Source organism: Mucilaginibacter sp. P4_A11, from assembly GCF_056402535.1.
The window spans coordinates 230,019-243,003 of the sequence record NZ_JBFUHE010000007.1 but is presented as its reverse complement, the minus strand read 5'-3'; the positions used below and the strand labels follow the sequence as shown (position 1 = coordinate 243,003).

General features: G+C 43.8%; 10 protein-coding genes, 1 tRNA gene and 1 riboswitch. Of the genes, 9 read left to right on the top strand and 2 right to left on the bottom strand.

From position 1 onward, the window contains the following. The first annotated feature begins 308 nt into the window (after positions 1 to 308). From AC1DUD_RS16005 to AC1DUD_RS15995, 3 genes are all read left to right on the top strand, one after another. A complete protein-coding gene (locus AC1DUD_RS16005) occupies positions 309 to 884 on the top strand; it encodes a Crp/Fnr family transcriptional regulator (RefSeq protein ID WP_477376040.1) in 576 nt (191 codons plus the stop codon). Positions 885 to 949: 65 nt separating this feature from the next. Beyond that, positions 950 to 1,354 (top strand): DUF4267 domain-containing protein, encoded by a 405-nt coding sequence (locus AC1DUD_RS16000; RefSeq protein WP_477376038.1) that lies wholly within the window; start codon positions 950 to 952, stop codon positions 1,352 to 1,354. A gap of 69 nt (positions 1,355 to 1,423) precedes the next feature. Beyond that, entirely contained in the window at positions 1,424 to 1,840 is a 417-nt protein-coding gene (locus AC1DUD_RS15995; RefSeq protein WP_477376036.1) for a hypothetical protein, read from the top strand. A 66-nt stretch (positions 1,841 to 1,906) separates the two neighbouring features. Here the strand turns inward: AC1DUD_RS15995 and AC1DUD_RS15990 are convergent. Continuing rightward, a tRNA-Met gene (locus AC1DUD_RS15990) sits at positions 1,907 to 1,979 on the bottom strand. Between the two features lie 148 nt (positions 1,980 to 2,127). Here AC1DUD_RS15990 and era point away from each other — a divergent pair. After that, positions 2,128 to 3,003, top strand: coding sequence for a GTPase Era (gene era / locus AC1DUD_RS15985; protein ID WP_477376034.1), 876 nt, complete (start codon positions 2,128 to 2,130; stop codon positions 3,001 to 3,003). 165 nt (positions 3,004 to 3,168) lie between these two features. Further along, positions 3,169 to 4,470 carry a ribosome biogenesis GTPase Der gene (gene der, locus AC1DUD_RS15980; protein ID WP_477376032.1) on the top strand — a complete coding sequence of 434 codons (1,302 nt, stop codon included), beginning with the start codon at positions 3,169 to 3,171 and terminating at the stop codon, positions 4,468 to 4,470. Between the two features lie 155 nt (positions 4,471 to 4,625). Here the strand turns inward: der and AC1DUD_RS15975 are convergent, their stop codons facing one another. Beyond that, a complete protein-coding gene (locus tag AC1DUD_RS15975) occupies positions 4,626 to 6,212 on the bottom strand; it encodes a S41 family peptidase (RefSeq protein WP_477376029.1) in 1,587 nt (528 codons plus the stop codon). A 106-nt stretch (positions 6,213 to 6,318) separates the two neighbouring features. On the opposite strand from AC1DUD_RS15975, the gene murQ reads away from it, so the two are divergent. From murQ to metH, 4 genes are all read left to right on the top strand, one after another. Next, entirely contained in the window at positions 6,319 to 7,125 is an 807-nt protein-coding gene (gene murQ, locus AC1DUD_RS15970; RefSeq protein WP_477376027.1) for an N-acetylmuramic acid 6-phosphate etherase, read from the top strand. A 105-nt stretch (positions 7,126 to 7,230) separates the two neighbouring features. Then, positions 7,231 to 7,797, top strand: a complete 567-nt coding sequence (locus AC1DUD_RS15965; RefSeq protein WP_477376025.1) for a hypothetical protein — start codon at positions 7,231 to 7,233, stop codon at positions 7,795 to 7,797. A 186-nt stretch (positions 7,798 to 7,983) separates the two neighbouring features. Further along, positions 7,984 to 8,715 (top strand): Bax inhibitor-1/YccA family protein, encoded by a 732-nt coding sequence (locus tag AC1DUD_RS15960; RefSeq protein ID WP_477376023.1) that lies wholly within the window; start codon positions 7,984 to 7,986, stop codon positions 8,713 to 8,715. A 133-nt stretch (positions 8,716 to 8,848) separates the two neighbouring features. Continuing rightward, positions 8,849 to 8,958, top strand: a riboswitch (SAM riboswitch). A gap of 170 nt (positions 8,959 to 9,128) precedes the next feature. Further along, entirely contained in the window at positions 9,129 to 12,833 is a 3,705-nt protein-coding gene (gene metH, locus AC1DUD_RS15955) for a methionine synthase (protein ID WP_477376021.1), read from the top strand. Positions 12,834 to 12,985: the final 152 nt, after the last annotated feature.

The following is a 12,985-nucleotide window of genomic DNA, read 5'->3' as shown; positions in this document are numbered from 1 at the left end:
AGGATTTAGTTAAAATGTAATAGGATGCTTTCTCTACATCAAATAATACCATTCCATCTATGACATTATTTGATGCATCCCTGGCTGGACTCCATGCAGGTACTTCCTTTATAACTTCCGAGAGTTTTTCCATTTGGTAACAAAACGCTTCTCTCTTTTACATAAAACCTCCGCCCCTATTGGAACGTTGCTCTTGTTGCTGTTGGGAGAACGCTGTTTAGCAGGATGGCTTGGGCTTGACCATCAGAATGACGATATCAGGATAATACAAGTTTGGGTTTAACGATACGGTAATTTAATTTAGCGTAATGGAGTCGTTAATAGAAAAGATCAAGAGTTATGTGCCGCTCTCTTTTGATGATGAAGGCATAGTGCGCACTTTATTTCACAAGAAAGCGCTAAAAAAGGGCGAACATCTACTAAAAGCGGGCGATGTTTGCCGTTACATTTTTTTTATCGAAACCGGGCTTGTGAGATATTATATCAACAATGATGGAGTAGAACAAACCAATTATTTTAACAAAGAAAACGAGTTTGTATGTGACTACATGAGTTTCCTGCCCCAAAGTCCCTCATACGTTAATATACAAACCTTAGAGGATACCACTATCTGGGTGATCAGTTACGTTGGTATACAGCAATTTTATAAAGAGGTAACAGCAGGCGAAAGATTTGGCCGCCTGGCAATAGAACAGGTGTTTGTAAGTGTAATCAACCAGATAGGTTCTTTATATACGGATCTGCCTGAAACCAGGTATACGAAATTTTTAAGTGATTATGCCGATGTTGCACAACGTATTCCTCAGTACTATATAGCCTCCTATGTCGGTATTAAACCACAATCGCTAAGCCGTATCCGTAAACGGATCTCGGGCAAGCATTAATTAACCTGGGTGAATGAATGGAAGATTTCCATTGCCCAGTTTTGTACTGTTAAAAATAACAGTACATGAAAACAATACACGAAACACAACAATGGGGCATCCGGTCGGCATCCTTTTGGATGACCCTCTTCATCGCAGTGGGCATCATTTTTATCGGTGTCCGCTTTATAATAAGCCCCGGCACCGGCGCTATAGGCTATGGTGTCCCCCTCATTAGTAACGATGATTTACCATTTGGAAGAATAAAAGGCATCCGCGACATTTTTTCGGGAGTGGCGCTGCTGCCCCTTTTATTATTGCGTATGCGTAAGGCAACAGCCTGGGTACTTACATCGGCAATCATCGTTCCGGCAGCCGACTTCGTGATTGTGCTTTCAGCAAACGGATCTTCAGATATTTCTCATTTAATGATCCATGGGTTAACTGTGGCCTACATAGCTATCACCAGTTTTTTATTGTTTAAATCTTAATTAATTTTTATGAATTCGTACACTCTTTTCCAAATATGCCTCCTTATGCACCTTGCCGGTCTCACGCTAATGGCAGGAACCGATATTGTTGAGTTCGTCGCTTTCAGGAATATTTTAAAAAATTATCAAACTAGTAAAGATGCCGCAGTGCACCAAATTGGTATACTATCAAAACTTTCCGTTTTACTACTCATCGGAGGTATACTATTAGTGCTTTCAGGAACAGGTTTTCTGATTATTACGCATAATGCCTTTGGAAGTCAGCTATGGTTTAAAATTAAGATGATATTTGTACTTGGGCTTGTACTTAACGGCATCCTAATGGGGCGAAAGAGCGGGAACCGGCTCAAACAAAGCTTGATGACAGGCAACATTGCGAAAACCCAGCAGGTAGAAGATGCAATCCGTACCATGATCAGGTTTCATTTTATTCAGCTTTGCATCTTCTTTATTGTGGTGTTAATGGCCGTTTTTAAGTTTAATTAAGTGGCAAACTATGCCTTCAGCAAAAACAAAAAGCCTCAAATCTTTCGACTTGAGGCTTTTAACTTGTAGCGGGAGCAGGACTCGAACCTACGACCTTCGGGTTATGAGCCCGACGAGCTACCAACTGCTCCATCCCGCACTGTATTGTGCTATATAATTAAGATCCGGTCATAACCCCGGAAAGGTCCTTCCAATTATCAAAATGCAAATTTGCACTCCGTTTTAATTGGACTGCAAAGATATAATTCGTTTCTTTGCAGTCCAAATATATTTTTAATTATTTTTTTATGGCTCATCAGGCAGGTTTTGTAAGTATAATAGGTAAACCCAACGCAGGGAAATCAACCCTTATGAACGCGCTGGTGGGCGAAAAAATGTCCATCATTACCCCTAAAGCGCAAACTACACGCCACCGTATTTTGGGTATTGTAAATGATGAAAACTACCAGATCGTGTTTTCGGACACGCCCGGTGTTATCAAACCGCACTATGCCCTGCACGAAAGCATGATGCACCAGGTTGATGGCTCTATTGTTGATGCCGACCTTATTTTGCTGGTTACCGACATCTATGAGGAATATGACGAAGCAGACGTTCTTAAAAAACTGGAACGCTCTGAGGCCCCTCTTGCTATTCTGATCAATAAAATTGACCAGAGCGATGAGGAAACCGTAAAAAAGAAAGTTGAGTTTTGGCAGGAAAAACTAAACCCTAAAGCCATTTTCGCCATATCAGCATTGCATGGGCACAACATCAAGGCCATTATGGATTTTGTGATCGGGAACCTGCCCGAGCATGCGGCTTATTACGAAAAAGATGCATTGACCGATCGTAACGACCGCTTCTTCGCTTCAGAAATGATCCGCGAGCAGGTGTTTAAACAATACAAAAAAGAAATTCCTTACAGCACCGAGGTTATTGTAACGGCGTTTATTGAAGGCGAGAAACTTTACCGCATCAGTGCAGAGATCATTGTTGAGCGCGAATCGCAAAAAAATATCATCATCGGTAAAAACGGTGAAATGCTGAAAATAGTAGGCACCTACGCCCGTCGATCCATGGAGGAGTTTTTCCAGAAAAAAATCTTCCTTGAAACGTTTGTAAAGGTGATTCCCGATTGGCGTACCAAAAAGAATTACCTCAAACAATTCGGGTACGAATAGGGAGAAGATACAGGACATTGAGAAGCAGGATGCAAGATATCCACACTTCCTATCCTGTTTCATTCAATAAAAATTTAATTTTCATAGAACCGGATTGTTAAGTTAGATAGATTTGCATAATTCTTGAATCTCGATCACTTACATCCTGACTCTTAATATAACACAATGAGTAACATAGTAGCCATAGTGGGCAGGCCCAACGTAGGCAAATCAACATTATATAACCGCTTAACCGAAAGCCGCAAGGCTATCGTTGATGACTTTAGCGGTGTCACGCGCGACAGGCACTACGGTGTTGCCGAATGGCTTAACCACAACTTTACTATTATTGATACAGGCGGCTATGTAGCCAATTCCGACGATGTTTTTGAAGCCGCCATCCGTGAGCAGGTTGATATTGCTATTGAAGAAGCTACCGTGATCTTATTTGTTGTTGATGTTACCACCGGTATCACCGACTTGGACGACGAGATCGCCAACCGTCTGCGCAAAAGCAAAAAACCTGTTTTTGTAGTGGTGAACAAGCTGGATAACAACAACCAGGTTGCCGATGCCATGGTATTTTACAGCCTCGGCCTTGGTGAGATCTACAGCATTTCGTCAATGACCGGCTCAGGTACCGGCGAATTGCTGGATGAAGTGGTAAAACACTTTGAAGATGAAGCACTGGAAGAAAACACCCGTCCTAAATACGCTATTGTCGGTAGGCCAAACGTAGGCAAATCATCTATTATTAATGCCCTTATCGGTAAGGACCGTAATATCGTTACCCCTATAGCCGGCACCACCCGCGATTCTATCCATATCCATTATAACCAATACGGTCATGATTTTATGCTGATAGATACTGCCGGGATGCGTAAAAAAACCAAGGTTAAGGAAAACATTGAGTTTTACTCAGTAATGCGTACAATCAAAGCGCTGGAAGAAGCCGATGTAGTGATACTGATGATTGACGCTGTTGAAGGCTTTGAATCGCAGGATATCAGCATCTTCCACCTGGCCGAAAAGAACAAAAAAGGCGTGATGGTTGTGGTTAATAAATGGGACTTAATTGAGAAAAACAATAAAACTTCAAAAGTATTTGAAGAGCAGATCCGTGAAAAGTTAGCTCCTTTTAGTGATGTGCCTATTGTATTTACCTCGGTTACCGAAAAGCAAAGGGTATTAAAGGTTTTAGATGTAGCTAACCAGGTTTACAAAAACCGTGCGCGCAAAATACCTACTTCAAAACTGAATGAGGTAATGCTGCCTATCATCGAAAACTATCCTCCGCCGTCAATAAAAGGTAAATACGTTAAAATAAAATACATTACCCAAATTGCAGGTACTTCGCCAATGTTTGCGTTTTTCTGCAACTTGCCGCAATACGTTAAAGAACCTTACTACCGCTTTATCGAAAATAAGCTAAGGGAAAACTTTGAGTTTTCGGGTGCGCCGATACAAGTTTGGTTCAGGCAAAAGTAATCTGAACCTGCTTTAAGATATGAACCTTGATTTTTAGGATTTGAGGATTACCATGAGTTAAAACAGGATGCCCTTCTACAGTAGAAGCATCCTGCTTTAACTCATGTTTTTTATAGCTCTATCAGGAAATCCTCAAATCAAGAAAATCAGGATTCCTACTGCTCCAACCCTTTTTTAAATGCTACGTCATCGGTGTTTATCACCTTGAAGTAAGCATTATCCCCCCATTTAAAGCGCGCGGTCTGGGCTTTAAGGATAATTTTTATAGGCTCTCTGGATATCTGCACTTCGTGCGAATCCATTTCTTTAATAGTTTGTGAAGCATACAGTATAAATTTATCTACCTCATCATTGCTAACCGCGTACTGTGTTAAAAATTCGCGCTCGGTAGAGTATTTTTCAAACAGTTGCTGCTGCCGGTCAATAACGTATGCGGTAAATAGTTGCTGCTGGCTTAAGTCTTGGATGAGTGGCGTAAACCTGCTGGTATCGGCCGGTACAAAAACATCGGGCATGATACCGCCGCCGCTAAAAACTTTACGCCCGATGGAAGTGTGGTATGACGGCGTTCCTTTAAAAACACTATCGTTCAGGTTGCTTTGCTCCGAAAAAAGCTCGCCCTTTTGCATGCGCTGGGCCAGTTCATTGCGATAGCTATCCACACCGTTTTTGTATGATTTTTGGATAGAACGACCCGACGGGGTATAATACCTTGCCACCGTTAAATTCACTGCCGATCCGTCGTCAAAAGCAAACTGCTGTTGCACCAGGCCTTTCCCAAACGACCGGCGGCCAACGATAGTCGCTCTGTCCAGGTCCTGCAAAGCGCCAGCTAAAATTTCACTTGCCGATGCCGAATATTCGTCAATAAGTACGGTGACTTTTCCTTTCTGAAACATGCCCGAATCTGTGGCAAAATAATCAGTACGTGGCTCGTGGATGCCTTTGGTATAAACTATCAGCTTTCCGCCGGTTAAAAATTCATCGGCCATTGAGGTAGCCGCGTTTAGGTAACCGCCGCCATTGCCCCTCAAATCAAGCAGTAATTTGTCCATCCCGTCATTTTTCAGCGTGGTTAACGCCTTCCTGAAATCAATATCTGTGGTAGCCGAAAACTTACTGATCTTGATATAGCCTGTTTGGGCATCGGCCATATAAGCGGCGTCAACACTGCTCAAATCCACATGACCGCGTTTAACCTTAAGCATTTCCAGGTTTTTGCTTAAAGGAGGCAATACGGTCAACTTTATTTCGGCATCCTTCTCGCCCCTGAAAACACCATTTATCCGGGCAGCCGTAAGTTTACTGCCCGAAAACTTTTTATCATCAACATTGATCACCTTACTCCCTACCAGCAATCCTGCCTTTTCGGCCGGGCCACCGGCATAAACCTGCGTAATGATCAGGGTATCGCGAAGCAACTGGTATTCGATACCGATGCCGTTAAAACCACCATCTAACCGTTCATTTATAGATTGAGCCTGCTGCTGCGGTAAATAAAGCGAATGCGGGTCGAGGTTTTGAAGCAGGTTATTTACTGATACTCCTTCAATGCTGTCAATGTTAACGCTGTCAACATAGTTGCGGTCAACTAACTGCAGCACCTTGGCAATTTTACTATTGGAAGTAAATGAAAGACCGAGGTTATGGGTCGCAAAATCCCTGTTAAGCAACAAGCCTATCATTATCCCCAAAAATAGCAGGATCATTGTCCGGAAAATTACACCCGCGGTCCTCTTCATAACTTATAACACAAAGTTAACAAATGCAAGGTCAATAATTTTTACCTGCACCCTTGCATTTGATGATTTTTACCGAATTTTGTTATAAATTATTTGAAAATAGGCTATGGAAACCACCACCGAAAGGGAATCGCACTATAAAGACCTCGAAAAACAGACCGTTAGGGAAATTTTAGAAAACATTAATAACGAGGACAAAACGGTTCCCCTTGCTGTTGAAAAGGCCCTACCGCAGATAGAAACCCTTGCAACCATCACCGCCGAAAGGATGAAAAACGGCGGCAGGTTGTTTTATATAGGTGCCGGCACCAGCGGCAGGTTAGGTGTGGTTGACGCTTCAGAATGCCCGCCAACATTCGGCGTTCCGTTTGATATGGTGGTGGGTTTGATAGCGGGAGGTGATGGTGCTATCCGTAAAGCAGTTGAATTTGCCGAAGATGATGCAGTACAAGCATGGATAGATCTGCAGGAATTTGATATAAATGAAAAAGACGTGGTGGTTGGCATTGCAGCTTCGGGCACTACGCCTTATGTAATTGGCGGCCTAAAAACTGCTAATGAACATAATATCGTTACAGGTTGCATTGTTTGTAACAGCGGCAGCCCGGTAGCGGCCGTGGCGCAATACCCGGTTGAAGTGGTGACCGGGCCTGAGTTTTTAACGGGTTCAACCCGTATGAAAGCCGGTACCGCGCAAAAATTAGTTTTAAATATGCTGAGCACAAGCGTAATGATCCAGCTTGGCCGCGTAAAAGGGAACAGGATGGTTGATATGCAGTTAAGCAACCATAAATTGGTGAACAGGGGCACACACATGGTAATGGACGAAACCGGGCTGAGCGAAGAAGAAGCAGCCGGGTTATTGAAACAATACGGCAGCGTACGGAACGCTGTTGATCATTTTAAAAAATAAACTGAATTTGAAGATGTGTTGATTTGAAAATTTGAAGATGCCAGGCCGCATTCGATAAATTTTTAAATTCAAAAAATTCAGGTTCAGAAAATTGAAACTAACACAATGCACGAAATTGAACCATATTACCGCTGGCGAGATGACTATGTAGCATCTGAAGATGAGTTTTCGCCTTTCTATGCTACCGAATACAGCGAATTTGAATTTGACAAACAGGTTTACAATTACCTGCTGCATCCCCAGTGGGATTCATTCGGCTCTAATACACTTTATCTTAAAGTGCTTTTTGCCGATTATGACAAAGGCTACACTATTATTGAATTGATAGGTGAATGGAATGATGCCATTAATAACGACATCATGCTGTTGAAGCGTGAGCTACTCGACCTGATGATCGATAATGGCATCACGCATTTTATCCTGATAGGTGAAAACGTACTCAACTTTCACTCAAGCGATGATTGTTATTATGAAGAGTGGTTCCAGGATGTAGAAGATGGCTGGATAGCAGGCATCAACTTCCGCGACCACGTGATTGACGAATTTAAACGCAACAACATCGACTATTACATCAACTTCGGCGGCGAGCTCGATAACCTTGGCTGGCGGGCGTTGAAACCCGTACAGGTTTTCAAAAAGGTAGAAGAGCAGTTAATGAGGAGGCTGAATTAACGTTAAACCACCGCGTCATTGCGAGGTACGAAGCAATCTCCGACAGTACAGAGAAATCTGCATAGCCGCTCTGCTTCTTGGGGATTGCTTCGTACCTCGCAATGACGTGATGTAGATAGCCGTATTATCTCTTCACCTTACATTCACTTTTTATTCATAAATTCGTATATTATTTAATAACAAAAAATGGAAATTAAAGATCCCGAATACGTTTATAAAAACGTAATACAATTAAATGAACAAGATGCATCGCGCAAATTCATAGCTAATGTATTTGTGTGGATGTTTGTTGCCCTGGGGCTTTCAGCCTTATGCGCGTTCATATTTTCAGGCAACCAGGCATTATATGAAATGCTTAGGGACCCAATTACAGGCGGCAATACAGGCTTAGGCACTATTGTTATGTTTGCGCCGCTTGCTTTTGTACTTATTATATCATTTGGCTTTAACCGCTTATCATATGGTGTAGCAGCATTGTTGTTCATCGCATTTTCAGCAGTTATGGGCATCAGCTTAAGCTATATACTAAGAGTATATACAGAAAGCTCGGTACTTGGCGTATTTATTACAACTTCTGTTGTTTTTGGCATAATGGCTGTAGCTGGTTATACCACCAATACAGATTTGACCAAGTTTGGATCAATCATGATGATGGGCCTTATTGGTATAATCGTTGCCTCACTGTTTAACATGTTTATGCATAGCACCCAGTTAGAATATATCATTAGCTATGTTGGCATTGCAGTATTTGTAGGTTTAACTGCTTATGATGTTCAGAAACTTAAGCGCATAGGCGCAGGTCTTGAATACGGCACATCATCAACAAGCAAAATGGCCCTTTTAGGCGGTTTAACATTGTATCTTGATTTTATCAATCTTTTCCTGATGATCCTCCGTTTATTCGGCAGAAGAAGATAATCTCATTAAGAAATTCGATCAAAAAGCTGCCTTCAAAAAGGGCGGCTTTTTTTGTTTAACAATGTGGCTTAGCTATGATATATCGTAAACGTTATACACTTGCAAATGATAACTTTATTGCGCAACTTTGCAGTGCTTATGGAGAAAGACGGAGGGATTAGACCCTGCGATGTCTTAGCAACCTGTGCTTCACAAGGTGCTACATTCTACTCAGCAGCCAAACGGCACTGGGACAGATAAGCGAAAGTCATGATAACACCCGACTTTTCGAGATAAGCTTTTTATTTATTTGTGATTGCACTGATTTGATACGACTGACCAGCTATTTGCTTAATACGTCAGTAGATCATAATAATCTTTAAAATCAAACCAATCAGTGAAATCATCAAATAAAAAATCGGTGAAATCAAAAAATGGACATTAGAAAAGAATTACAGAAACGCATCCTGGTGATTGATGGGGCAATGGGTACCATGATACAACGGTACCAGCTTACCGAAAAGGATTTTCGGGGAGAGCGTTTTCGCGATCATCATAGCGACCTGCAGGGCAATAATGACCTGCTCAATATCACACGTCCTGATATTATCAAGGCTATCCACGCCGAATACCTAGAAGCCGGGGCAGATATCATTGAAACCAACACGTTCAGTACGCAGGTAATCTCCCTCGCCGATTATCACCTGGAAGAGCTGGCTTATGAACTAAGCTACGAGGGCGCTCGCATTGCCCGTGAAGTAGCTGATGAGTATACTCTACGCAATCCTGCCAAGCCGCGCTTTGTAGCCGGTGCCGTAGGCCCAACAAACCGAACGGCTTCCCTATCGCCGGATGTAAACGATCCGGGATACCGTGCCGTTACTTTTGATGACCTGGCCGATGCTTATTACGACCAAGTGCGTGGTTTGGTTGATGGCGGTTCACATTTATTATTGGTTGAAACCATTTTTGATACCCTGAATGCCAAGGCTGCACTTTTCGCCATAAAACGCTATGAGCTGGAATGTAAAGCTGCAGGTAAGGATTTTCCTGCTTTTCGCGATAGCGGTGGCATCATGATCTCTGGTACTATTACCGATGCTTCGGGCCGTACCCTTTCGGGGCAAACGGTTGAAGCTTTCTGGAATTCGATAAGCCACGCTAACCTGCTTTCGGTAGGTTTAAACTGTGCTTTGGGTGCCAGGGAAATGCGCCCTCACCTTGCCGAGCTTTCCGAAAAAGCAGGCGTATTTATATCCGCCTATCCAAACGCCGGTTTACCCAACGAGTTTGGTCAGTACGATGAAACCCCGCATGAAACCGCTCACCAGGTTGATGATTTTATCAAAGCCGGGCTGGTTAACATTGTTGGTGGTTGCTGCGGTACCACACCCGAACACATTAAATGCATTGCTGATAAAGCTGCCAAATATCCACCCAGGCTTATCCCGGAAATTGAACCGGATATGCGCCTGAGCGGCCTGGAATCCGTTACCATAAAACCCAAAAGTATTTTTGTGAACGTGGGTGAGCGTACCAATATTACAGGCTCGCCAAAGTTCTCTAAACTTATTCTTGCCGAAGATTATGAAGCAGCCTTATCTGTTGCCTTGCAGCAGGTAGAGGGCGGTGCGCAGGTTATCGATATTAACATGGATGAGGGCATGATCGATTCGGAAGCGGTGATGGTGAAATTCCTGAACCTTGTAGCCTCCGAACCCGATATCGCCAAGTTGCCTATCATGATCGACTCCTCAAAATGGACGGTGATCGAGGCCGGTTTGAAATGCGTGCAGGGTAAAGGCATCGTGAACTCCATTTCCCTTAAAGAGGGAGAGGAAAAGTTTAAAGAACAAGCTGCCAAGATCCTGAGCTATGGTGCAGCAACTGTAGTGATGGCTTTTGATGAAACAGGCCAGGCCGATTCATTGGAACGCCGGATCGAGATCTGTAAACGATCATACGATATCTTGGTGAATGAAGTGGGGTTCCCGCCGCAGGATATCATTTTTGACCCTAACATCCTTACCGTTGCTACCGGTTTGGAAGAACATAACAACTACGCGGTTGATTTTATTGAAGCCACCCGCTGGATCAAACAAAACCTTCCCCATGCTAAAGTAAGCGGCGGGGTGAGTAATATTTCCTTCTCGTTCAGGGGTAATAATACGGTGCGCGAGGCTATGCACTCGGCATTCCTGTACCACGCTATTAAAGCCGGTATGGATATGGGTATCGTAAACGCCGGGATGCTGGAAGTTTACGAACAGATCCCTAAAAATCTGCTTGAACTGGTAGAAGACGTGCTGCTTAACCGCCGCCAGGATGCTACCGAACGCCTGGTCGAATTTGCTGATACCATCAAAAGTAAAGGAAAAGAAATTGTACGCGATGAAGAATGGCGCAAAGGTACCGTTCAGGAGCGCCTCTCCCACTCGCTGGTAAAAGGGATTGTTGAATACCTTGACGATGATGTGGAAGAAGCCCGACAGGCCTACAGCAAACCGCTTGAAGTAATTGAAGGTCCGCTGATGGATGGCATGAACATCGTAGGTGACTTATTTGGCGCAGGGAAAATGTTTTTGCCACAAGTGGTAAAATCGGCCCGTGTTATGAAAAAGGCTGTGGCTTACCTGCTGCCTTTTATTGAAGAAGAGAAAAGAAACAACGCCAATGCCGATCAGCGCTCCAACGCCGGTAAGGTTTTAATGGCTACCGTAAAAGGCGACGTGCATGACATCGGTAAAAACATAGTTGGCGTGGTGCTGGCCTGTAACAACTTCGAGGTGATCGATCTCGGCGTGATGGTACCTGCACAACGTATTATTGAAGAAGCTAAAAAACAAAACGTTGATATCATTGGCCTGAGTGGTTTAATTACCCCTTCGCTTGATGAGATGGTACATTTCGCCAAAGAGATGGAACGCGAAGGGTTTACTATTCCGCTTATTGTTGGCGGCGCTACCACTTCACGCATCCACGCTGCGGTAAAAATTGCCCCTCAATACTCGGGCGCAGCTATTCACGTGCTGGATGCATCCCGCAGTGTTACCGTGTGCAGCAACCTCATGAGCAAGGATAACCGCGATGGCTACATCCAGGGCATTAAGGACGAATATGCCAAAGCCCGCGAGGCACATGCCAATAAAAAATCCGACAAGCGCTTCGTAACTATCGACGAAGCCCGCGCAGGCAAATTCCAGATCAGTCTGGATGGCGATGTGGCACCGAAACCGGCATTCACCGGCACTAAAGTATTTGAAGCCTATCCGCTGGAAGAATTATTGCCTTATATCGACTGGACACCATTTTTCCATACCTGGGAACTTCGCGGCAGCTATCCAAAGATCTTTGATGATAAGTTTGTAGGCATTGAAGCCAAAAAGCTATTTGATGATGCACAAGTGCTCATGAAACGCATTGTAAAAGACAAATTATTAACAGCCAGCGGTGTTATCGGTTTTTGGCCGGCAAACAGCGTGGGGGATGATATTGAGCTGTATACTGATGAAACCCGCGCGGAGGTGCTAACCCGTATCCACACCCTACGCCAGCAGGCCGAAAAGGTGAAGAACGATCCGTATTATGCCCTGTCGGATTTTATCGCACCAAAAGAAAGCGGCGTACCTGATTACTTTGGAGGTTTTGCCGTAACCACAGGTTTAGGTTGCGATGAACTGGTAGCCGAGTTTGAGGCTGATCATGATGATTATAACAGCATCATGGCTAAAGCCCTTGCCGACCGCCTTGCCGAAGCCTTCGCTGAAAAAATGCACGAACTGGTACGTAAAGAACACTGGGGTTATGCCAAAGGCGAACAGCTAAGCAATGTTGACCTGATCAAGGAAGAATACCAGGGCATTCGTCCGGCACCAGGTTATCCCGCCTGTCCGGATCATACCGAAAAAACCACGTTATTTGAGTTGCTGAAAGCAGAAGATAACGCACACATGCACCTTACCGAAAGCCTGGCCATGATGCCGGCCGCATCGGTAAGTGGTTTCTACTTCGCACATCCGCAGGCAAGGTATTTCGGTTTAGGGAAGATCAGCAAGGATCAGGTTGAGGATTATGCCGTGAGGAAACAAATGCCATTGGAAGATGTGGAGAGATGGCTGGGGCCGAATATTAATTATTAAACTAAAATGATATAAACCATGTCATCGCGAGGCACGAAGACAACCGACCGTAGGGAGCTCATTAATACCTATAAAAATCAAATTATAATTATTAATAATCCCAAACAGTACAGGGCGAACCTGCCAATCGGGGATTGCTTCGTACCTCGCAA

Coding starts and splice junctions, on each gene's coding strand:
- AC1DUD_RS16005 (WP_477376040.1), top strand. CDS start 309: ATGGAGTCGTTAATAGAAAAGATCAAGAGTTATGTGCCGCTCTCTTTT.
- AC1DUD_RS16000 (WP_477376038.1), top strand. CDS start 950: ATGAAAACAATACACGAAACACAACAATGGGGCATCCGGTCGGCATCC.
- AC1DUD_RS15995 (WP_477376036.1), top strand. CDS start 1,424: ATGGCAGGAACCGATATTGTTGAGTTCGTCGCTTTCAGGAATATTTTA.
- era (WP_477376034.1), top strand. CDS start 2,128: ATGGCTCATCAGGCAGGTTTTGTAAGTATAATAGGTAAACCCAACGCA.
- der (WP_477376032.1), top strand. CDS start 3,169: ATGAGTAACATAGTAGCCATAGTGGGCAGGCCCAACGTAGGCAAATCA.
- AC1DUD_RS15975 (WP_477376029.1), bottom strand. CDS start 6,212: ATGAAGAGGACCGCGGGTGTAATTTTCCGGACAATGATCCTGCTATTT.
- murQ (WP_477376027.1), top strand. CDS start 6,319: ATGGAAACCACCACCGAAAGGGAATCGCACTATAAAGACCTCGAAAAA.
- AC1DUD_RS15965 (WP_477376025.1), top strand. CDS start 7,231: ATGCACGAAATTGAACCATATTACCGCTGGCGAGATGACTATGTAGCA.
- AC1DUD_RS15960 (WP_477376023.1), top strand. CDS start 7,984: ATGGAAATTAAAGATCCCGAATACGTTTATAAAAACGTAATACAATTA.
- metH (WP_477376021.1), top strand. CDS start 9,129: ATGGACATTAGAAAAGAATTACAGAAACGCATCCTGGTGATTGATGGG.